We start from the raw sequence: 20,028 nt of genomic DNA on the forward strand, positions 1-20,028 counted from the left end.
ACTAAAGTAAATAACATTTACATTGAGGTGAGGAATATGCAGGAGTGGTGGGGGACTCTGGATTTATTATCGCAGGTATTATACTGTATTGCCGTACCTTCAAGCTTGATTTTATTCATTCAAGTTGTAATGACAATTGTGGGCTTTGGGCAAAGCGGCCCAGGGGTGAACCCCGATGATCTCTCTGGATTTGATAGTTTTGGAGATTCTCCCGATTTCGATTTGGATATGAGCGGAGATGCAGGGGTGGATTCTGGGGACCTTGGCACAGGGGATGGCGGAAGCCCCGGTGATTTGGGTGCCCTGCACCTGTTTACCTTAGAAGGAATTGTGGCATTTCTTACAGTGTTCAGCTGGACGGCTATTCTTGCGTATCAAGCTGGAACAGCCGGAACGATTTCCGTATTAATTGGTGCTGTTTTGGGTGCGGTTGCCATGTTTGGTGTAGCGAAGATAATACAGCTCACGTCGCGCTTGGCCTCCAATGGAACACTGCAAATGCGCAACGCTCTTGGGCAGACTGCAACGGTTTATTTGGTAATACCGGCACGCGGTACCGGGCAGGGAAAAGTAAACCTGACGGTACAGGAGCGGTTTATTGAAGCCTCTGCCATTACGGATGGTGCAGTGAGTATACCAAGCGGTGCGTTTGTGCGTGTTGTGGATGTTCGTGCAGATAATGTTCTGGTTGTGGAATTAGAGGAAGAGTCTTTTTAATTTTGCCGAGGGTGGAGTAACTACACCAGATATGTAACTTTGCATCCTTTTAGATTAATTAATTTTATCTCATTGTTGCAAGATCGTAGCAAGGTGTATCAATTTGTTTTCAGTCGGTCTTTTCCGGTGAGAAACCAATTATAGTAGAAATAATATGATTAATGGGAGGTCTATTTATGGGAATGGAACTTATTGTAGCAATTACGATTATTGTGGTTGTGCTGTTTGCCGCTTTACTTGGTGTGCTCTCGCGCTACCGCAAGTGCCCGTCTGACAAAGTTTTAGTAATTTACGGAAGAGTTGGCAATGACAAATCGGGGCAGACGAAATCCGCAAAATGTATCCACGGCGGTGCTTCTTTTATCATCCCGATTATTCAGGCGTACCAGTATATGGATTTAACGCCGATTTCGATTAATGTTGACCTGAAAAGTGCATTATCCAAACAGAACATACGCGTTGATGTACCTTCTCGGTTTACGGTTGGTATTTCAACGGAGCCGGGAATCATGCAAAATGCGGCAGAACGGCTTTTAGGGTTGAAGATGGCAGAAATTCAGGAGCTGGCAAAGGATATTATTTTTGGTCAGCTGCGTTTGGTCATCGCAACCATGGACATAGAAGAAATTAATACCGACCGCGATAAGTTTTTACTTGCAGTTTCGAATAATGTGGAGATTGAACTAAAGAAAATTGGTCTTCGCCTCATTAACGTGAACGTGACGGATATTAACGATGAATCCGGCTATATTGACGCTTTGGGTAAGGAAGCGGCAGCCAAAGCAATTAACGATGCGAAAAAGAGCGTGGCTGAGAAGAACCGCGATGGTGAAATTGGCCATGCAAACGCGCTCATGGATCAGCGTATTAAGGTGGCGGCGGCAGATGCCACTGCCATTCAGGGTGAAAATGATGCAAAAATAGAGGTTGCTCAGTCAGATGCAAATCGACGTGAAAAGGAAGCCGAGGCACTGCGACAGGCAACAGCTGCCGAAAAGGTGCAGGCTGCTATGGCGTTGCAGGAGGCTTATGGAGCGCAGGAAAACGCGGAAAAGCAGCGTGCGGAGCTTGTGCGAGCCTCTCAAAGAGCGGACGTTGTTGTAAATGCGGAAATTGATAAACAGCAGAAAGAAATCTCTGCCGAGGCAGAGGCGGAGGTAACCCGCCGCAGAGCCAGAGGTGAGGCAGACGCTATTTTTGCAAAGATGGAAGCACAGGCACGAGGCGTGGAAGAGATTTTAACCAGACAGGCAACCGGTATGAGGCAGCTTGTGAATGCGGCAGGTGGCGACCCAGATGCTGCGGTTAAATTTATCATTGCAGATAAGCTGGAGCAGTTGGTTCAGCTTCAGGTGGATGCCATTAAAAATATTAAGATTGACAAGGTCACGGTATGGGACAGCATGGGAAGCGGAGAAAATGGGACTCCAACCACAGCGAACTTTCTCTCTGGGATGCTGAAATCTATTCCCCCAATGAATGAACTATTTCAGCAAGCAGGCATGAATTTACCGGAGTTTCTTGGAACAGATGCATCCGTGGGTGAAGCCATTCCGACAACTAATCCAGAAGAAAAAGATACGGAAAAAACAGATTCCCTATCATGACAAAAAAGCGATCCCCACACTGGCAGTGAATACATCCATAGGAAAGGGGTTTATGTAGAGTATGTGGAGCAGAGAAATTCTAAAAAGCAATGCAAAAACTGCAATCCGTGGAAAAAAGTTTTGGGTAGCGTTTTTAATCTTAGCAGTATTTGAATTGGTACCAGATTTGTTGTGGTATGTGATAGGGTATGAAAAAATAAATGATGAGTTTATTAATGCAATAATTTATCGTACACCTATGCCAGATTTGGGGCAGGCGCTGGGTTATAACTTAACTTATCTTTTGATTAACATACTGATTTTGACGCCTATCTTTGTGGGAGTGCGCGGTTTCTTTGTTCGCAATCGCTTTAATGCTGGTAAGCCCTCCGATGTATTTATGGCGTTTCGTGGGGGATACGGCAATATTGTTTTAGTCAGCTTTGTAACGAATTTATTTATCGGTCTATGGTCGCTTTTGCTGCTTTTTCCCGGAATTATAAAGACGTTTGAATACTATATGGTGCCGTTTTTGCTATCGGATAACCCGAAGCTTTCTGGGAAAAGAGCAAGAGAAATCAGCCGTAAGATGACGGACGGAGAAAAAAGTCCAATCTTTGTGCTCTTGCTTTCATTTATTGGGTGGTTCATACTTCTTTTTTTAGTTGGCGCGTCTTTTGACATGTTTTTATTTGTCTCACCAGTGATGAATGCGATTAGTCAAATCGTGGTACGTTTGGGCAATGTAATGATTATGGTGTATGTGTATGCAACCTTGGCAGAGTTGTATCTTTTCCTGCGAGACCGGGCGATTCAAACCGGTATGGTACAGCCTGAAGAGCTTGGGTTATAATCGATTTTTCAGGTAAGAGAGCAAGAATAAAACAGAACACCGGCACAGCATAGGCTGTGCCGGTGTTCTGTTTAAAAAAAATTACCGACCCTCCTGCCAATATAGGGGTACTAGCAGGGGAATCGGCAATTTTTAATCTGCGGAGTCAAGCTGCTTACGTCAGCATCGTGCTTCGCTGCGCAGCATTAAAACAAGGGAGTGGCAGCTGATGACCGCAGGGGAATCGGTTAGTTTTCTTCTTTCATCGATTCTAAAATGGCATCCGCGAGCGTATCCAGTTCTACTTCCTTATCCGCTCCAAGAGAGGAGGCCATGCTGATTCGCTCATTGAGCACAGTCATATCCTTCATTTCTTCGGTAAGGAACTTGTGCATTAAATCGCCGGAGCAGCAAGCCCAAGAACCATTCTCTATAATGGCTACTGTACGCTTTTGCACGTTCAGCGCCTTCATGTCGAGCAGGAAGTTGTGCATTGCCGGGTAAATACCCAAATTATAAGTAACGGAAGCAAGCACAATATGGCTGTACTTAAAGGATTCGGAAATAAGCTGCGATACGTCGGTAGAAGAAACATCGTATAAAGCGATGTTGGTCATACCCTTATCGCAAAGCTTTGCAGCCAGTGCCTGTGCGGCAGACTCTGTGTTGCCGTACATAGAGGCATAAACTACTAAAACACCTTTTTCTTCTGGTGCATAACGACTCCAGGTGTCGTACTTTTGAATAAAGTACATTAAATCTTCACGCCAAACGGGACCATGCAGGGGGCAAATAATTTTAATCTGGTCTAGAATGCCGCCTGCCTTTTTCAGCAGCAACTGAATGTGCGGGCCGTATTTACCAACAATGTTGGTAAGGTAACGGCGAGCATCGTCGAGCCAGTCGCGGTCAAAATTGACTTCATCTGCAAACAGCTTTCCGTCCAGTGCACCGAAGGTGCCAAACGCATCTGCTGAGAAGAGAACGCCGTTGGTAACATCGAACGTGACCATAACCTCCGGCCAATGAACCATGGGGGCAAATACAAAGGTAACAGTGTGATTGCCGAAGCTGAAGGTATCACCCTCTGCAACCTCTATCAATTTGTGTGCATCCACATGGAAGCCAAACTGACGCATCAGCATAAATGCTTTTTCATTACTGATAAGGGTAATGTCTGGCCAGCGAAGCAATATTTCATCGATGGAGGCGGCGTGATCCGGCTCCAAGTGATTGATAACAAGATAATCGAGTGGTCTGCCGTTTAGTACATGCTGGGCATTTTCAACCAGCTGGCGGCAGGAGGACCAATCTACGGTATCAAACATAACGGTTTTTTCATCCAGCAGAAGGTAAGAGTTGTAAGAAACACCTCTGGGGATGGGGTACGCATTTTCAAACAGGGTGAGCCGGTGGTCGTTGGCTCCTACCCAATATAAATCTTCGGTAACATTTCTGACGCAATACATCGTTTTACCTCCCTCTATTAAGCCTCAATAAACTGTTCCTTGGGCTCGGCGCACTCAGGGCAAACCCAGTCTTCCGGCAGTTTTGCAAACAAAGTACCGGGTGCGATTTCGCTCTCTTCGTCGCCCAGCTCCGGCACGTACTCGTAGCCGCAACCACAGCAAACGTAACGGGGGCCAATCGGCTGGGGTTTGGGCATTTGCGGGCGCTTCATCTTAATCATGGGCGGTGCGGGCTGCTTTTCACCGCTGCCCAGAGCCTCTGCCAACAAGGGCAGAACTTCGTTTACGTCGCCAACAATACCATAGTCGCAGTTTTTAAAGATGGGAGCATTGCCATTTTTATTGATTGCCACAATAATGGAGGCGTCTTTAATTCCCTTTAAGTGCTGGGTTGCACCGGAAATACCACACGCAATATACAGGTTACCGGTAAACTTTTGGCCGGACATGCCCACATAGCGGTTGAGCGGAATGTACTTGAGTGTTTCTGCCACTGGGCGGGAAGAACCAATTGCGGCGCCTGCGGCTTTTGCAAGGTTCTCGATCAGCTTCATGTTTTTCTTTTCCCCAATGCCCTTACCCGCCGAAACAACGCGCTCCGCGCGAGCGATTGGGGTATCAAGCGCAATGCCGACCGTAAAGTCAAAGCCATCCTTTTTGAGCGCTTCTGCCAAAGCCTGAACCTGCTCTTTGGCGTCGCCTTCACGAAAAAGAACTTTTTTACGCACACCGGTAATGGGTGCGGGTTTTTGCATATGGCGATCGGCTCCGCCAGCTTTCTTCGGCGGTTTGCCTAAAATGTGAGAGGCAATAACAACGCGCTGAATCTCGTTGGTGCCCTCGTAAATGGTGGTAATTTTTGCATCGCGGTACATGCGCTCTACTTCCATACCCTTCAGGTAGCCGGTGCCGCCGAAGATTTGGAGTGCATCGTTTGTAATTTCAAGTGCAACGTCGGAAGCATATTGTTTGGCCATGGCAGATTCCATGCCGTAAGGCTCGTGGTTTTCTTTCATTTCAGCGGAAGAGTAAATCAGGAAGCGTGCGCAGCGCAGCTTGGTTGCCATATCTGCAAGCTTGAAAGAGATAGCCTGCTGAAAGCCGATGGGCTTGCCGAACTGAACGCGTTCTTTTGCGTAATCTACCGCTTGGTCGAATGCACCCTGTGCAATACCCAGCGCCTGCGATGCAATGCCAATACGGCCGCCATCCAGTGTAGCCATCGCGATTTTAAAGCCGTCGCCATCTTTGCCGAGAAGGTTCTCTTTTGGCACCTTAACATCGTTAAAGATTAATTCTGCAGTGGAGGAGGAGCGAATGCCCATTTTATCGTAATGGTCACCAAACTCAAAACCCTTCCAGCCCTTTTCAACAATAAAGGCCGAAATTCCGTGCGTGCCTATGTCTGGTGTGGTAACCGCGAAAACAACGTAAATGTCTGCCTTGGGGGCGTTGGTAATAAAGATTTTACTGCCGTTTAATAGGTAATAATCACCTTTGTCGATAGCGGTGGTTTCGGTTCCGCCTGCATCGGAGCCTGCATTTGTTTCAGTTAGGCCAAATGCACCGAGCTTTTCGCCCTTACATAACGGAACTAAGTACTTTTTCTTTTGCGCTTCGTTACCGAAGGCAAATATGGGCCATGTGCCTAAAGAGGTATGTGCGGAAAGAATGACTCCGGTGCCACCGTCTATACGGGAGAGCTCTTCTACTGCAATGGCGTAGCTGATGATATCCAGTCCCAGGCCGCCCCACTCTTTGGGGTAAGGGATGCCCAGCAGTCCCATCTTTCCCAGTTCAGCTACCGCTTCATCGGGGAACTCATTTTCCTTATCCAGCAGAAAGGCCAGGGGCTTTACTTTTTCCTCTGCAAAATTCCGAACCTTTGCCCGGAGTTCCTCGTGCTGCTGTGTGGTCTTGAATAACATATTGCTTCCTCCTTTTGCGACTAATCTATCGTTAGGTTTTTGCTGCAAATAAAAAATAGAGAGAGAAGGTCAGCTGCCAAATAAAATGGTTTGCAAGGTGTGTGAATCTAGCTCGCGGTTAATGTCCTTTTGAATTTGAGCCAACTGAATGTGTGTCTTGCAAATCGCACCGCCGTGCGCCTTTCTCCACGGGCACTCGTAGCCTGGTTCGGTACAAGCGCTTACAGCGGCTTCGCGTTCCATAGCACGAATAAGCTGGTACAGCGTAATGGTATTAAGGTTTGCTGTTAATGAACAGCCGCCTTCCGCTCCTCGTGTTATTTGAAGAAAGCCCGCTTTCTCCAGCTTTTTCAGTATTTTATAGGCAAACTGTTGGGGGATCTGCTCATTTGCAGCCAGTTCAGCGGCAGTTTGGCGGTTGCCGTCTGCCAGTGCGCGCAGAATTCGCAGTGCATAATCCGTTTCTTTCGTAATGAGCAATGTGACACCTCCACTTTCTTCCTGCATTTTAACAAACTGGATATTTTTTGTCAAGATTAAATTTAGTAAAAAGCTGTTTTTGAAGATAAATTTCAGAAAATTTTTATGTAAAAACTACAAAGATAAAAGAAAACAAAAATCGAAAAAAGTTGAGAGGCATGTCCTTTTGCAGGAATGGTGCTGAAAATAGCACTTAATAATTTATTTACCTGTTGGAAGTTTCATTCATTGTAAATAACAAATGACGCAGGTATTTCACAATCTGAAATAAGAACAGGCATTTCTTGCCATTAAAAGCAGCGGAGTGTTATTGTTTGGTAAATAAGTCCAATTATTGCGCTCTTTATAGCAATGTTTGTCAAGCTAGGTGTGAATATTTAAATATATTCCGTCTGTTTGCCAGTATGATTTTATTTATGGAATCAGGCTATACCAAAAGCTTATAAAATCTTTATAAATGCCCTATATGCTAATAAACAAGAAAACAAAAAGGGGCGTTTTAGATGCAATATATTCTTACCACAAAAGACCTTTGTAAAAATTTTAAAGGTCAACCTGCAAATAAAAATATATCAATCTCTGTTGAGCAAAACTCGGTGTATGGCCTGCTCGGCCCAAACGGAGCAGGAAAATCGACTCTGCTGAAAATACTTACCGGGATGCTTGCACCGAAATCCGGTGAAATCTATTTTAATGGGAAGCCGTGGGGGCGTGACTCACTATTAGACATTGGTGCACTCATTGAATCGCCGCCTATTTACGAAAATCTAAGTGCACGTGAAAATCTGAAGGTACGCACGCTGCTCTACGGTCTGCCAGATAGCCGCATGGATGAAGTGCTGCACACAGTGGGGCTAACCAATACGGGCAAAAAGAAAGCGGGTCAATTTTCGATGGGAATGAAACAGCGGCTTGGTATTGCCATGGCACTATTAAACCACCCGAAGTTGCTTATTTTGGATGAGCCGACCAATGGCCTTGACCCAATAGGAATTGAAGAGCTGAGAGAGCTGATTCGCTCGTTCCCTGCACAGGGCATTACGGTGATTCTCTCCAGTCATATTTTGTCTGAGGTGCAGCACGTTGCGAATCACATTGGAATTCTTGCAAATGGCAGACTTTGGTACGAGGATAAAATTGATGCCGAGGGCAATCTGGAAGAGTTATTCATGGAGGTTGTGAGAAAGGCGGGTGCACAAGATGTTTAATTTGGTGAAATCGGAATGCTTAAAGCAGAAGCACACCTTTCAGCCGAATTTTATATGGCTGGCACCTTTGCTGACACTCCTGATGGGGGTGTTTTTAATGGGTGGTGCCGATCTTCAAAACGGCTCGTATAACTGGTGGTACACCATTCTGCTGCCGGGCAGCTTTACTATGTTCATTTCATTTATGACGGCAAGAGAAAAAGGAAAAAACAGGCATGGCCTGTTTGGAATTGTGGTACAGAAAAGCAAGCTGTGGCAAGCGCAGATTATGGTTGGAACACTGTATCTGTTTGCGAGCTGTATGGTTTTCTTTGCCGGTGCTGCGCTGGGAGGTTTTGTATTTGAGGAAACGATCCCAGTCGCAGCTTGCCTAGCGGGTAGTTTGGTATTGTTTATTACCTTTGCTTGGCAGACTCCGCTTTGGATGTTTGTGACCGAAAAGCTGGGAGCCTTTGCGGCTGTCTTTATTAGCTTTGTGTGCAATTTGGGAGTGGGAGTGTTTTTTGCAACCGAGCCACTTTGGTGGATACCCTTTTCCATTCCTGCGCGACTAATAACTCCCATTATTGGCGTATTGCCAAACGGCTTGTGGGCAAAAGCGGGCAGCGAGCTTACAAACAAAGGCGTAATTGTACCTGGATTATTAATTTCAATTGCACTGTTCATGTTATTAACAGTTGTAACTACTCGGTGGTTCCAAACAAAGGAGGTGTAACAATGCAGACGTTCATTCGTAATTTTCGCTCAGATATGTACCGATTTACACATTCGGCACTCATGCCGCTCCATCTGCTGGTTCCGGTTCTGGGTGCAGGTATATTTCTTCTCTATTACAATACGTCGCGTTGGGATGAGGTTCTGAAAGTAGAGGCTTATTTACAGGCTTTGGCGCTTGTATTCCCGTTTTTAACTGGAATCATTGTGGTAATGGCCAGCGAACAAGAACTACATGCCGGGGGATTTCAGTTGTTGCTTGCTTGTCCGGGTAAGAGACAAACACCACATCTGAGCAAGTTAAGTGTATTATTGTTATTTGGCCTTTTTGCCTGCACTGTGGCTGTTTGTGGGTTCGGAGCTGTTTTTACGGCAACGGGTCATAGTTTACTGCCCATGTCTTTTTTCTGGCAGGCAGCACTGCTTTTATTCTTAGGGAATATGCCGCTGTACCTTTTGGAATATTTATTGAGCTTTTCTTTGGGGAAAGGAATTGGGCTTGGCCTAGGGTTAATAGGAAGCCTACTTTCGGCATTGCTGATTACGGGTCTTGGAGAGGGTATCTGGCCATTTTTACCATGGGGTGCAGCAACTCGCTATTGCACCATTTTAGTAGAAAGTAATATGAAAGGGCTTGCTTTCCTTGAAGCATCCGGCGTAAAAACCAGTTTGCTCTTTCTTGTTGTTTATTGCGTTGTGCTGCTCTTTCTACTGGTTTTTTGGAGCAAAAAGTGGGAGGGCAGAAAAGTAGAGACGGAGTAGACTTGCTTTGGTACTTTCTTTTGTTGTTTCGTTTTGGAGGATATACTATAATAAATGAAAAGAACGTAGGGGGCGACAGAATGGCAAATATTATAGCGATTGATGATGATGTGGGTATCTGCAAGTTGATAGAGAACACACTAACAAGAGACGGACACTGTGTTACCTGCAAAAACAGTGCGGTTGGTCTGACTGCTCAAGACCTTAAAATATATGACCTTATTCTACTAGATGTGATGATGCCAGGAATGGATGGCTTTGCTTTTTGCCAAACAATACGCCAAAATGTAGATGTCCCCATTTTATTTATTACAGCAAAAACAATGGATCAGGATCTTGTGGATGGGCTTTCCCTTGGTGCGGATGATTATATTAAAAAACCGTTTAGCCTTGCGGAACTGCGTGCCCGTATATCTGCTCACCTGCGTAGAGAGCACCGGGAACACCACCAAACACTGCTCTTGGGTAAGTTGCGATTCGATTTGTCAGAAAAGAAAGTTTTTTATGATGACGAGGTGCTTCCACTGACCAAAAGTGAATACGAAATTTGTGAACTGCTGGCTCGCCGAAAAGGGCAGGTTTTTTCGCTCGAATACTTGCTGGCGCAGATATTCGGCTTTGATTCTAAAAGCGACATTGCGGCAATTCGTGTGCATGTAAAGAACATTCGGACAAAGTTTTCTATATACGGCAATTGTCCCATTGAAACGGTATGGGGGGTGGGGTATACATGGAAGTGAAAAAAGCATCCTCCTTATCCATGCTGTTTTTACGCTATTTAATGGGATTTTGCCTGCTGTTGCTGCTGTTGGTATTTGCTGTGCTTGCAGGCTTTTATTATGCAATGAATACCGGGCTTCTTCTGTCGGCGAACCATGCGGAGCGTGCGCTCCAGAGCAGTGAGAGCCAGCTCGCCGCGAGCCAGCCGTTTGATTCTTCTCAGGTGCCATATCCCTGCTCTTACGCACTGTTTGACAACAAGAATATATTGGTACAAACGGATATGTCTGAAAAAGCAATTACAAAATTGAAAAATACACTTGCTGCCAAGGAAGAACTGCCCCAGAACCAGTATCGGCGTATTTTAAGAGAAGATGGTAGTGTTTTAATTGTAGAATTTGATATTAGGGTACATTTTGCAGATCCTGAGCTAAACAAAAGAATACCTAATCCAGAGCTGGCGGAGCTCATATTTCTTTTTTTATGTTTTCTTCTATTTGCAGTGCTTATCGCTCTAAAATTTAGCAAGCGACTAAAAGTGGAGCTGGCGCCCCTTACGAAAGCAACCGATGCCATCCGGCAAAAGAATTTGGATTTTGAGATTTTTCCCACTCATATCCGGGAATTAAACACGGTCTTGCAGTCGATTGATGATTTAAAATCCGCCCTATCTGCTTCATTAAAAGAGCAATGGATTATGGAGCAGAGCAAGAATTTTCAGATTTCTGCAATCGCGCATGACCTGAAAACGCCGCTAACGGTAATAAAAGGAAATACAGAATTATTGCTGGAAAGTTCCGTGCAAGCAGAAGATAAAGAATTGCTGCAATACATTGGATCCAGTGCAGATAAAATTGAGAATTATACCCGCCTTTTGATCTCTGCAGCATCACTTTCAGAGGAGAATGAAAATACGAACCAGCTGTTTTCTTTTCCAGAGCTAGTAAATGAACTGGAAAAGCAAGGTATGGCACTTTGTAAGACGAAGAGTATTGATTTTGTGTTACAAACAAAAGATATGCCAGCCGATTTTACAGGTGACCGATTTCTAATTAGCAGTGCGGTAATTAACCTGTTAAATAATGCAGTGGAGCATTCGCGAGAGGGTACTCTTATTACCTTGGAGATAACCGGAGGAACAGAGGGTTACTTATCCTTTACAGTTGATGACAGAGGTTCTGGATTTTCTGCAGAAGCGCTGAAAAATGCGGACAAACAATTTTACACGGAGCAATCTGCTCGCAGTGGCAAACACTACGGCCTTGGGCTGTATATTGCGAAAATTACAGCTGAAAAACATGGCGGAAGGCTAATAATTGCCAATCGCGAAGATGGGCCGGGCGCAAGTGTCACATTAGAATTGCATCGAATTTGATAATAAATTCGTCCATTTAAAATAGAACAGCTGCAAGCTCTTTTGTAAAGGGCTTGCAGCTGTTCTGACTTATTTTATCTAATTGTTAGTTGTTAGATTCTTTTTGTATATCTTTTTACACTAACGGTTTAATTTTATATTATAAAACCGTTAACCCGCTAATATTGTCTAGTATGCCATTAGATATAGACTCCCGTTTCTGTATTTGATAATTCGTGTAAAATCCAGCATTCCTTTTGATAATAAGCAATTCATCTTAATAATAGATGCAGGAATCAATGCACGCTTACTTATGCGGTAAGTTTAAAACAGGTTTATGATTGAGTGGATTCCAACATTTTATTGGTAATAATGTCGATTTGAGCAGATAAGGAAAGAATATCATTAAACCAAAACATATCGGATGAAGCCTGAATCAGCCTGCCTTCTTTTACAGCAGGAAGGTTTTCCCACACTTTGTTATCAGCTAGTCTTTGTTTTCCAGTGTTTAGCAATATATAATCGCCCATATACTCTGGGAGTACTTCGTACGAAAGGTCCACAGCGCCATCTTTAAATGCTTTTGATAATTTTTCTGGAGCCGAAAGACCTAACATATCATAAACAAGTTTACCGCCTCGCCCTGCTTCATAAGCACGCACCATACCGCCAAAAACTTCAATACAAGCAATGCTCTTGTTCTTCAGCCCAGCATTCGCTAATTTAGATTTGGACTCTGCCAGTTTTTGATTAAATGATTTTATGAGTTCCTCCGCCTTTTCTTCACGATCAAATACTTCACCGAAAAAGCGAAGACGCTTTTCATAGCTCATGCTGAAAAAATCACCGGCTAAAGTGGGTGCAATTTTAGACAAGGTTGTATAACTGTTTTGATCATAATTTCCCCAAATAATTAAATCAGGATTTAATGACATGAGCTCTTCTGGATGAACTTCCCATCCGTCAATTAATGTAACACCCTTTGCTAATTGTTCAAACGCAGAGCCTTCACTAAAGGTAGCACCTACCGGGGTGACGCCAAGAGCTATTAAATCACCTTGGTTATAGGTGATAATAACTTTTTGAGGGTTCTTTGGGATTTTGACATCTCCATATTCCATATGAATTGTCTTAGTTTCCGACAAGTTAGATACATCGCTAATGGTAGCAGGAGCGGATACATTGTTCTTGTCATTTGTTTTTCCAGATGACGTATTGCATGCGGAAAAGAGTAATGTCATGGAGAGCATTACCGCAATAATCGCTTTGTTTTTTGTTCTCTGAAACATACAAGTTCTCCTTTTTAACTGTGTTCGTTAAAACTAACATTTCCATTCTTGTTTTCTGCGTGCGCCATTGATTGGCATATAACATATTCGGATTACAGTAACAATTTATGGATTCATAATCCGATGTACATATTAATGAAATCTCAACGGTAAATTAGTTGCAACTAACTTATTATATCATTGCTGTCAAGACGGCATAAAAACAGCCTGCAAACAAAAAGTTTACAGGCTGTTTTTATGGCGTCCCCGGCGCGATTTGAACGCACGGCCTTTCGCTTAGGAGGCGAACGCTCTATCCAGCTGAGCTACGGAGACAAATAATAAATGGTAATGAAAACCCTGCCCCGTGGGGCAACTAGCTGTTTTATTTTACAGCAGGGCAGGGTATTTGTCAATATTATTCGAGGCGGTCAAATGAGTATAAAAGCACGCGCCCCAAGCGCTGACGTGCTTTTTTTAAGTGCCTACTAACAGTTGATTCGTGAATGGACAGCTCATCTGCCGCCTGCCTTGCCGTTAAGCCGTCAAAGAAACAAAGCTGTAAGCATTCACGCTGGCGGTCCGTGAGCTCGCCGTCCATCGCCTTGCGAAGTGTTTGCAGCATGCGGCGGTACTCCGTATCTGAAGTTTCCCCTTGCCGGGCATATATTTGAAATCCTGCGAGGCCTTCTGTAAACTGGTCTAACGATAAGCGCTTATTCCTCAAAGCTTTACACCTCTTTTCGCGTAGCTCTGTAACAATTTCCCGGTTTCTCGGCAATCGAGATACATTGAATATAAAATTGCGATTCTTAAATCCAAATCTTTTGCTTCATTTGCCGTGACTTCTTTTCGCTGATTGCGCAAAAAATCAACTCTATTTTTAAGCTCTGTTGCTTCTGTAAGATATTCTTCTCCCCAACTCATATAATCCATGTCATTTCTCCTTTAAATACACGTATTGTGTAGATTGAATGACAAAGCACGGCAGAGTGGAATGAAATACCGGGGCTTGTCAAATACATCATAACATAGCAATACCCATGCTTCAATACAATTATTAAACAAATGTTCGATAATAATCTCACAGGGAGATTTTTGGTACAACGCTGTGAGCAGCATCAAAAACTCCTATATAGTGATTGATTAAACACGAAATGTGTGGTAAAATAGCATCAATTAAAACCCAAATAAAGCAGATTTTCTTTAATAAGCTGGTGTATTGGCTTTGTGAGGGTGGTTTTGAATGGGTGAGCAGTATGTTTTCGGTTGAATTAAAACGACTCCGAACAGAATATGGAATGACGCAGGCACAACTAGCAAATCGTTTGGGAATTTCTGCCTCTGCGGTGGGTATGTATGAACAAGGGCGGCGTGAGCCGGACAGCGAATTGCTGGCACGCTTGGCGCGCATGTTCCACGTGAGTACCGACACCCTTTTGGGTTTTCGGCAAGAGCCACAGGCAGAGCAGGAGCAAGAGGTGAATACTGTAATTGACCGATTTACCAGCATTCTAAAGAATCAGCAGGGGTTGATGTTTAATGGTACACCCCTTTCCGAAGCGGACCGAGAAAAAATAGTGAATGCAATCCGAGTGGCGGCTGCAATCGCCATTCCGGAGGAGGGAGAAAATGACGAATCAAAGGATTGAACAGGTGGTTCGCTCACTCAGGCTGCGTTATGGCAGTGGTGATGTATTCGAGCTGTGCGACCTTCTGGGCATCCCCGTGCTATGGCAAGAGCTCCCCCAGTGTGTAAACGGCTTTTGCCTTTGTTTTCAACAGCGTTTTACAATCGTGTTGAATTTATCCGTTTCCCCCAAGCTGCACAATTATATTTGTGCACACGAACTGGGGCATGTTCTTCTGCACGGAAAAACAAATACAATTGAGCTAAGTGAAAACACAAATTTTTGCATTCCTAGAATTGAAAATCAAGCAGATTATTTTGCGGCTTGCCTCTTATTGCGGGATAGACTACCGGACTGGCAGCAGTGGTATAACCCCCTTACGGTGGAGTGCATTTCACAGCTTTCGGGTATTCCGGAGCGAGTGGTTACCCTTTGTGTAGCAAATGGCCAAGCGTTGGTATCGTAAAATTTTTTAGAAAAAATAAATTAACAAAATTTTTCTGTTATTCCATGACCTTTTGCGATATAATAAGTGCAGCTATTGAAAAAAATTGCCGTTTCGGCCGGGCTTTCCGGCAATTTATACGGAACGGTGCAGCGGATAAAGGAGAAGCTATGAAAATTTTATCTTCCGTCGCATCCAGTGTGACAAAAGCGATTGATTTTGTAGTGGAAGCCAACCGAAAGAGTGCGCTGATTAACCGGATCAAGGCCGTAGTACGCAGTGAGGAAAAGAACATTGACCGTGCGTATATTGCTTTGGGTAAATACTATTTTAATAATCTGCGCGACAAAAATCTGGAAGAGACAGAGCGCCACTGCTTGTCACTTGAAAATTCCCGCCGCCGATTGGACCGTGCTTTAACTCGTTTGGAAGAACTGACCGATGAGGAAGAGGACGATTACAACGAGTATGAGGATTATGAGGACTGCTATGCTTGCCAGGCTCGCAATGTGGAGTTTGACGGCTATGATGACGACCTGTATGAGGATGAACGTGAACTACACCGGGTTGATGGGGTTGGGAGAAGCCATTCTCATGCGGCCTCAGAATACGATGATGAGTTTCGTACAACAGAAGAGAAAACCACTGGTGAAGCAGCCGATGAAATTGACGGCAGTGTGATTCCTCCCAGCGAAGAGTAAGGGAGTGCCGGCATGAAACCTTTAATTGTGTGTTTTTCTCAAACGGGGAAAACAAAAAAGCTGTGTGGCTGTATGGCAAAATCGCTAGACGCCGATTTTGTGGAGTTAAAAGAAATAGCCCGTCGTGGCCTAATTGGTGCTTATACGCTTGGCGTATATGACGCAATTCGGCGCAAGAGCGGCGACATATTGCCTGTTGATACCGATATTTCAGAGTATGATACTCTGGTAGTTGCCTCCCCTGTTTGGGCAGGCAACGTTACGCCCGCCGTAAATGATTTTGTTCGGGAATATGATTTGAACGGCAAAACGGTGTATGGGTTTATCACCCATGCCGGCGGCGCGGGTGAGGCAGCCAACCTGCTGCGAACCGAGCTTGAGCAGGCAGGGGCGATTTGCCCGCATGTGCTGGATTTGCAGGCAACACGAGAATTGATTTATGATGTAAAGGCGGAGCGAAAAGCGTTCCGCCTAACAAGTGACGGCAAGCTGGAGCTCAGCGAACAGGACGGAGAAAAGAAAGAATGAGCAAAAAAATACTGCTGGGAATGAGCGGCGGGGTGGATAGCTCTGTCGCTGCTCTTTTGCTGCAGAAGCAGGGCTATGAAGTGACGGGAATGACCATGCGCCTTCGCCCGGATGAGTACATGTGCAGCAGCCAAAATGGTGGCTGCTGTTCTTTGGATGACATAGATGACGCGCGGCGTGTTTGCTACCGACTAGGTATTGAGCATTTGGTCATGAATTTTACGCAGGAGTTTGAGCGTGATGTAATTGACCCATTTGCGAAGGAATACCAAGCCGGCCGAACACCCAACCCCTGCATCAACTGCAACCGGTATTTAAAATTTGAAGAAATGCTGCGCCGTGCCAAACAGCTTGGCTTTGATGCGGTTGCCACCGGGCACTATGCCATTGTGCGGCAAAATGAAGCAGGGCGGTGGCTTTTGTACCGTTCCCCTGCGGGAAAAGACCAAAGCTATGCGCTGTATTCTTTAACACAGTATCAGCTTGCACACACGCTTTTTCCCATTGGCGAACTGGAAAAGCCAGAGGTGCGCCGTTTGGCGCAGGAGGCAGAGCTCCCAGTCGCAAAAAAGCCCGATAGTCAGGAAATCTGTTTTGTAGAAGATAAGGATTATGCCGGGTTTATTCACCGTTATACTGGGCAAGAACTGCCAGCGGGCGATTTTGTAGATGCAAAGGGAATTGTGTTGGGACGGCATAAGGGAATTACCCATTATACCGTAGGCCAGCGTAAGGGCCTTGGAATTAGCTTCCCCCAGCCGATGTATGTAACGGCAATTGATGCTGAAAATAATCGAATAATTCTGGGGCCGGAGGGCAGCCAGTACGCAAAAGAGCTGGTAGCTGGCGACCTGAATTGGATTGCGTTTGATGAGCCGCCTGCCGAGCTGCTGGTGCAGGCAAAAGTACGCTACCAAGCAATGCCGGCGCAGGCACGGGTGGTGCCTGATACCGAGGGGCAGGTTCGTGTAATATTTGATGAGCCGCAGCGTGCGGTCACACCGGGACAAGCGGTGGTATTTTACCAAGATAATTTGGTAATTGGTGGCGGAACCATATTAAAGTAAGAAAAACTGGTACAAACTTTTAGAATTAAGAAGCAATGGGGTGTTAGAATGGCAGCCTGCATTACCAAAGAGCTGAGCTGCCCCGGTTGTGGGGCGGTAAATAAAAGCCGCATGTGGATTGAGATTGACGCTTCTGCCGACCCGGAGCAGAGGGAGCGCATTTTAGATGAAACTTTGTTCTTCTGGGAATGCCCTGACTGCAATCATCAGGCGCAGATGGTCTACCCATGCCTGTACCACGACAAAGAGCGAGGCTTTTTAATCTGCCTGTCACCTGCCGGGCGCACCCAGCAGGTAATTGAGGCGGAGCAACGCCACCCGGGTCTGGCTGGGCTGAAGAAGCGGCTAGTGCTTTCCCCAGCAGAGCTAAAAGAAAAAGTGATGATCTTTGAAAGCGGGCTCAATGATGTGGCGCTGGAGATGGTTAAGCTGGCGTTGCAGGAGCTGGCCGAGAGCAAGCAGCAAACAAGGGTGGATCATACATTCTTTTTAACAATGAGTGAAGAACTGGACTACCTAGGTTTTTCAATGTTCCTTCGGGGCGAAGAAAAACCGGTGTACCAAGGGGTTCGGTTGGAAGTATATCAAAAATCGCTTCGCGCCGCGGAGCGGGTAGGTTTTCAGGAATCAGGCTTTCAGTTGGTGGATTTGGCACTCGCCAGAACGCTGCTGGAGCAATAACCGGAGAAGGGACTCAAGGATTAGGTTATGTGTGGAATATGCGGATTTACAGGCGAGATTATAGATAGAGAGGCCGTGCTCAAAAGCATGGCCGACAAGATTACACACCGCGGGCCAGACAGCAGCGGCGCCTTTCAGACGGAGGATATCTCAATGGGATTTCGCCGCCTGAGTATTATCGATGTGTCTTCTACGGGCGACCAGCCGATTTTTAACGAAGATAAAACGCTGGTACTTACCTTTAACGGTGAAATATACAACTATCAGAAGCTACGTGATGAGCTGATTGAAAAAGGCCATGTGTTTACCACTCACACAGATTCTGAGGTGTTGATTCACGGCTTCGAAGAGTGGCAGGAGGGATTGCTTAACCGCCTGCGCGGAATGTTTACGTTTGCAATTTGGAATACAAAAGATAAGTCTCTGTTTATTGCGAGAGATTTTTTTGGCATTAAGCCTTTGCACTACACAACAGTGAACGACCATTTTGTGTATGGCTCGGAGATTAAGAGCATTTTAGAGTTCCCGGGGTTTGAAAAGCGCCTGGATTACGATACGCTCAATAATTACCTCTCGTTTCAATATGCGGTGCCGCCGAAAACCTTTTTTGAAGGTGTATTCTGTCTTTTGCCCGCACACTACCTGTGGTACCGTGACGGCAAGGTGACGACCACCCGCTATTGGGAGCCTCGCTTTGAGCCAGATGAATCCCTCACCGAAGAGGAAGCAATTGACCGCATTGAAAAAGTGTTTGAGGAATCGGTAGAATGCCATAAGATTAGCGATGTTGAGGTAGGCTGCTTCCTTTCCAGTGGTGTAGATTCCAGCTATGTGGCAACGTATTTCCCGGGGCAGAAAACCTTTACCGTAGGGTTTGATTTCGGCGAAAAGTACAATGAAATCGACTGGGCGGAGAGCCTTTCCAAAGAGATTAATGTGGAGCACCACAAAAAGTTGATTACCTCCGAGGAGTTCTGGGGCAATATTAAAAAAGTACAGTACCATATGGATCAACCGCTCGCTGACCCCTCCTGCATTGCGCTGTTTTTTGTTTCTAAGCTTGCGAGCGAATATGTAAAGGTTGTTTTGTCCGGCGAGGGGGCAGATGAGCTCTTCGGCGGCTACACCGTGTACAATGAACCGGATGTTTTTGAGAAGTACCATAAACTACCACAATGGCTTCGCACATTTTTGCGCCGTGTTGTGCAAAAGGTGCCGTGGCATTTTGTGGGACAAGGCTTTATCACACGTGGTGAATTTCCCACAAACCAAAGCTTTATTGGCAACGCCAAAATGTTTGGTTATGAAGATAAAAAGCGTTTGCTCAAAGACCCCTCCATTGCGACCAAGCCCCAAACCCTTACAAAGCTGTATTACGACCGCGTAAAGGATTTGGATGATGTGACCCGTATGCAATATCTTGACATGAACCTTTGGATGGTGGGAGATATTCTGCTTAAGGCAGACCGCATGAGTATGGCAAATTCATTGGAGCTGCGTGTTCCGTTTTTGGATAAAGAGGTGTTCCGTGTTGCGTCGTCTATTCCGAAAAGTTTGCGTTTAAAGAATGACACAACCAAGTATGCCATGCGGCAGGCTGCGCTGCGCCATCTTCCCGCTCGTACAGCGAAGAAGGAAAAGCTGGGCTTCCCGGTTCCTACCCGTGTATGGCTGAGGGATGAGCGGTATTACCAAGTGGTAAAGGATGCGTTTTCTTCCGATTTAGCAAAGCAGTTCTTCCACACGGAGGAGCTTTTACGGTATTTGGAAGACCATTATAAAGGCCTCCGTGATTACAGTCGCCGTATTTGGACGGTATTTGTGTTCCTGCTATGGTATCAAGTCTATTTTGAGGGAGCGGGACACGAAGAAGGCGATATGCCCAATTTTAAAAAGTAAGCTTTAGTTGAGTACGAAAAAGAGCGCATTGCACTCTT

General features: G+C 45.3%; 21 protein-coding genes and 1 tRNA gene. 15 read left to right on the forward strand and 7 right to left on the reverse strand.

Translation table 11 applies throughout. From position 1 onward, the window contains the following. The first annotated feature begins 36 nt into the window (after positions 1-36). The 3 genes from E7L17_RS09780 (at position 37) to E7L17_RS09790 (ending at position 3,156) form a co-directional block, all read left to right on the forward strand. Positions 37-717 carry a hypothetical protein gene (locus E7L17_RS09780; protein ID WP_316323058.1) on the forward strand — a complete coding sequence of 227 codons (681 nt, stop codon included), beginning with the start codon at positions 37-39 and terminating at the stop codon, positions 715-717. 176 nt (positions 718-893) lie between these two features. Then, the gene (locus E7L17_RS09785; protein ID WP_316323059.1) at positions 894-2,324 is read left to right on the forward strand and encodes a flotillin family protein; all 1,431 of its coding nucleotides are present in this window, start codon (positions 894-896) and stop codon (positions 2,322-2,324) included. A gap of 61 nt (positions 2,325-2,385) precedes the next feature. Further along, entirely contained in the window at positions 2,386-3,156 is a 771-nt protein-coding gene (locus E7L17_RS09790) for a DUF975 family protein (protein ID WP_316323060.1), read from the forward strand. Between the two features lie 227 nt (positions 3,157-3,383). On the opposite strand, the gene E7L17_RS09795 is transcribed toward E7L17_RS09790, so the two are convergent. The 3 genes from E7L17_RS09795 to E7L17_RS09805 form a co-directional block, all read right to left on the reverse strand. Then, on the reverse strand, positions 3,384-4,604 hold the full coding sequence (locus tag E7L17_RS09795) for an FprA family A-type flavoprotein (protein ID WP_316323061.1): 1,221 nt from the start codon (positions 4,602-4,604) through the stop codon (positions 3,384-3,386). 17 nt (positions 4,605-4,621) lie between these two features. Further along, the gene (locus E7L17_RS09800; RefSeq protein ID WP_316323062.1) at positions 4,622-6,532 is read right to left on the reverse strand and encodes an acyl-CoA dehydrogenase family protein; all 1,911 of its coding nucleotides are present in this window, start codon (positions 6,530-6,532) and stop codon (positions 4,622-4,624) included. A gap of 69 nt (positions 6,533-6,601) precedes the next feature. After that, on the reverse strand, positions 6,602-7,012 hold the full coding sequence (locus tag E7L17_RS09805) for an Rrf2 family transcriptional regulator (RefSeq protein ID WP_316323063.1): 411 nt from the start codon (positions 7,010-7,012) through the stop codon (positions 6,602-6,604). Between the two features lie 503 nt (positions 7,013-7,515). On the opposite strand from E7L17_RS09805, the gene E7L17_RS09810 reads away from it, so the two are divergent. The 5 genes from E7L17_RS09810 to E7L17_RS09830 all read left to right on the forward strand — a co-directional run bounded on the left by E7L17_RS09810 (position 7,516) and on the right by E7L17_RS09830 (position 11,791). Then, positions 7,516-8,220: a lantibiotic protection ABC transporter ATP-binding protein gene (locus E7L17_RS09810; RefSeq protein ID WP_316323064.1), complete on the forward strand. Its 705-nt coding sequence runs from the start codon at positions 7,516-7,518 to the stop codon at positions 8,218-8,220. Further along, positions 8,213-8,935 (forward strand): lantibiotic immunity ABC transporter MutE/EpiE family permease subunit, encoded by a 723-nt coding sequence (locus tag E7L17_RS09815; RefSeq protein ID WP_316323065.1) that lies wholly within the window; start codon positions 8,213-8,215, stop codon positions 8,933-8,935. Before E7L17_RS09810 ends, E7L17_RS09815 begins: the two co-directional genes overlap by 8 nt. Before the next feature lie 2 nt (positions 8,936-8,937). Beyond that, on the forward strand, positions 8,938-9,696 hold the full coding sequence (locus E7L17_RS09820) for a lantibiotic immunity ABC transporter MutG family permease subunit (RefSeq protein WP_316323066.1): 759 nt from the start codon (positions 8,938-8,940) through the stop codon (positions 9,694-9,696). An 80-nt stretch (positions 9,697-9,776) separates the two neighbouring features. Then, on the forward strand, positions 9,777-10,436 hold the full coding sequence (locus tag E7L17_RS09825; protein WP_316323067.1) for a response regulator transcription factor: 660 nt from the start codon (positions 9,777-9,779) through the stop codon (positions 10,434-10,436). Beyond that, positions 10,427-11,791 carry a HAMP domain-containing sensor histidine kinase gene (locus E7L17_RS09830; RefSeq protein ID WP_316323068.1) on the forward strand — a complete coding sequence of 455 codons (1,365 nt, stop codon included), beginning with the start codon at positions 10,427-10,429 and terminating at the stop codon, positions 11,789-11,791. The genes E7L17_RS09825 and E7L17_RS09830 overlap by 10 nt, the downstream gene beginning before the upstream one ends. 314 nt (positions 11,792-12,105) lie before the next feature. On the opposite strand, the gene E7L17_RS09835 is transcribed toward E7L17_RS09830, so the two are convergent. The 4 genes from E7L17_RS09835 to E7L17_RS09850 all read right to left on the reverse strand — a co-directional run bounded on the left by E7L17_RS09835 (position 12,106) and on the right by E7L17_RS09850 (position 13,974). After that, the gene (locus E7L17_RS09835) at positions 12,106-13,059 is read right to left on the reverse strand and encodes an ABC transporter substrate-binding protein (protein WP_316323069.1); all 954 of its coding nucleotides are present in this window, start codon (positions 13,057-13,059) and stop codon (positions 12,106-12,108) included. Positions 13,060-13,297: 238 nt separating this feature from the next. Then, positions 13,298-13,374, reverse strand: a tRNA-Arg gene (locus E7L17_RS09840). A gap of 82 nt (positions 13,375-13,456) precedes the next feature. Continuing rightward, entirely contained in the window at positions 13,457-13,765 is a 309-nt protein-coding gene (locus tag E7L17_RS09845; RefSeq protein ID WP_316323070.1) for a helix-turn-helix transcriptional regulator, read from the reverse strand. Further along, entirely contained in the window at positions 13,762-13,974 is a 213-nt protein-coding gene (locus E7L17_RS09850; RefSeq protein WP_316323071.1) for a hypothetical protein, read from the reverse strand. The genes E7L17_RS09845 and E7L17_RS09850 overlap by 4 nt, the downstream gene beginning before the upstream one ends. A gap of 323 nt (positions 13,975-14,297) precedes the next feature. Between E7L17_RS09850 and E7L17_RS09855 the strand changes: the two genes are divergently transcribed. The 7 genes from E7L17_RS09855 to asnB all read left to right on the forward strand — a co-directional run bounded on the left by E7L17_RS09855 (position 14,298) and on the right by asnB (position 19,990). Continuing rightward, positions 14,298-14,690, forward strand: a complete 393-nt coding sequence (locus tag E7L17_RS09855; RefSeq protein ID WP_316323187.1) for a helix-turn-helix transcriptional regulator — start codon at positions 14,298-14,300, stop codon at positions 14,688-14,690. Beyond that, positions 14,671-15,135 (forward strand): ImmA/IrrE family metallo-endopeptidase, encoded by a 465-nt coding sequence (locus E7L17_RS09860; protein ID WP_316323072.1) that lies wholly within the window; start codon positions 14,671-14,673, stop codon positions 15,133-15,135. Before E7L17_RS09855 ends, E7L17_RS09860 begins: the two co-directional genes overlap by 20 nt. Before the next feature lie 149 nt (positions 15,136-15,284). Further along, on the forward strand, positions 15,285-15,815 hold the full coding sequence (locus E7L17_RS09865; protein ID WP_316323073.1) for a hypothetical protein: 531 nt from the start codon (positions 15,285-15,287) through the stop codon (positions 15,813-15,815). A 12-nt stretch (positions 15,816-15,827) separates the two neighbouring features. Beyond that, on the forward strand, positions 15,828-16,343 hold the full coding sequence (locus E7L17_RS09870) for a flavodoxin family protein (protein ID WP_316323074.1): 516 nt from the start codon (positions 15,828-15,830) through the stop codon (positions 16,341-16,343). Continuing rightward, positions 16,340-17,410, forward strand: coding sequence for a tRNA 2-thiouridine(34) synthase MnmA (gene mnmA, locus E7L17_RS09875; RefSeq protein ID WP_316323075.1), 1,071 nt, complete (start codon positions 16,340-16,342; stop codon positions 17,408-17,410). The genes E7L17_RS09870 and mnmA overlap by 4 nt, the downstream gene beginning before the upstream one ends. Positions 17,411-17,458: 48 nt before the next feature. Next, the gene (locus E7L17_RS09880) at positions 17,459-18,091 is read left to right on the forward strand and encodes a CpXC domain-containing protein (RefSeq protein WP_316323076.1); all 633 of its coding nucleotides are present in this window, start codon (positions 17,459-17,461) and stop codon (positions 18,089-18,091) included. Between the two features lie 27 nt (positions 18,092-18,118). Further along, positions 18,119-19,990: an asparagine synthase (glutamine-hydrolyzing) gene (gene asnB, locus E7L17_RS09885; RefSeq protein ID WP_316323077.1), complete on the forward strand. Its 1,872-nt coding sequence runs from the start codon at positions 18,119-18,121 to the stop codon at positions 19,988-19,990. Positions 19,991-20,028: the final 38 nt, after the last annotated feature.

Origin of the sequence: Clostridium sp. (assembly GCF_032576335.1) — a bacterium.
Taxonomy (GTDB): domain Bacteria; phylum Bacillota; class Clostridia; order Oscillospirales; family Acutalibacteraceae; genus Faecalispora.

Bases quoted from the DNA above. Each gene is read 5' to 3' on its own strand.
- E7L17_RS09780 (WP_316323058.1), top strand. From the start codon at position 37: ATGCAGGAGTGGTGGGGGACTCTGGATTTATTATCGCAGGTATTATAC.
- E7L17_RS09785 (WP_316323059.1), top strand. From the start codon at position 894: ATGGGAATGGAACTTATTGTAGCAATTACGATTATTGTGGTTGTGCTG.
- E7L17_RS09790 (WP_316323060.1), top strand. From the start codon at position 2,386: ATGTGGAGCAGAGAAATTCTAAAAAGCAATGCAAAAACTGCAATCCGT.
- E7L17_RS09795 (WP_316323061.1), bottom strand. From the start codon at position 4,604: ATGTATTGCGTCAGAAATGTTACCGAAGATTTATATTGGGTAGGAGCC.
- E7L17_RS09800 (WP_316323062.1), bottom strand. From the start codon at position 6,532: ATGTTATTCAAGACCACACAGCAGCACGAGGAACTCCGGGCAAAGGTT.
- E7L17_RS09810 (WP_316323064.1), top strand. From the start codon at position 7,516: ATGCAATATATTCTTACCACAAAAGACCTTTGTAAAAATTTTAAAGGT.
- E7L17_RS09815 (WP_316323065.1), top strand. From the start codon at position 8,213: ATGTTTAATTTGGTGAAATCGGAATGCTTAAAGCAGAAGCACACCTTT.
- E7L17_RS09820 (WP_316323066.1), top strand. From the start codon at position 8,938: ATGCAGACGTTCATTCGTAATTTTCGCTCAGATATGTACCGATTTACA.
- E7L17_RS09825 (WP_316323067.1), top strand. From the start codon at position 9,777: ATGGCAAATATTATAGCGATTGATGATGATGTGGGTATCTGCAAGTTG.
- E7L17_RS09830 (WP_316323068.1), top strand. From the start codon at position 10,427: ATGGAAGTGAAAAAAGCATCCTCCTTATCCATGCTGTTTTTACGCTAT.
- E7L17_RS09835 (WP_316323069.1), bottom strand. From the start codon at position 13,059: ATGTTTCAGAGAACAAAAAACAAAGCGATTATTGCGGTAATGCTCTCC.
- E7L17_RS09850 (WP_316323071.1), bottom strand. From the start codon at position 13,974: ATGGATTATATGAGTTGGGGAGAAGAATATCTTACAGAAGCAACAGAG.
- E7L17_RS09855 (WP_316323187.1), top strand. From the start codon at position 14,298: ATGTTTTCGGTTGAATTAAAACGACTCCGAACAGAATATGGAATGACG.
- E7L17_RS09860 (WP_316323072.1), top strand. From the start codon at position 14,671: ATGACGAATCAAAGGATTGAACAGGTGGTTCGCTCACTCAGGCTGCGT.
- E7L17_RS09865 (WP_316323073.1), top strand. From the start codon at position 15,285: ATGAAAATTTTATCTTCCGTCGCATCCAGTGTGACAAAAGCGATTGAT.
- E7L17_RS09870 (WP_316323074.1), top strand. From the start codon at position 15,828: ATGAAACCTTTAATTGTGTGTTTTTCTCAAACGGGGAAAACAAAAAAG.
- mnmA (WP_316323075.1), top strand. From the start codon at position 16,340: ATGAGCAAAAAAATACTGCTGGGAATGAGCGGCGGGGTGGATAGCTCT.
- E7L17_RS09880 (WP_316323076.1), top strand. From the start codon at position 17,459: ATGGCAGCCTGCATTACCAAAGAGCTGAGCTGCCCCGGTTGTGGGGCG.
- asnB (WP_316323077.1), top strand. From the start codon at position 18,119: ATGTGTGGAATATGCGGATTTACAGGCGAGATTATAGATAGAGAGGCC.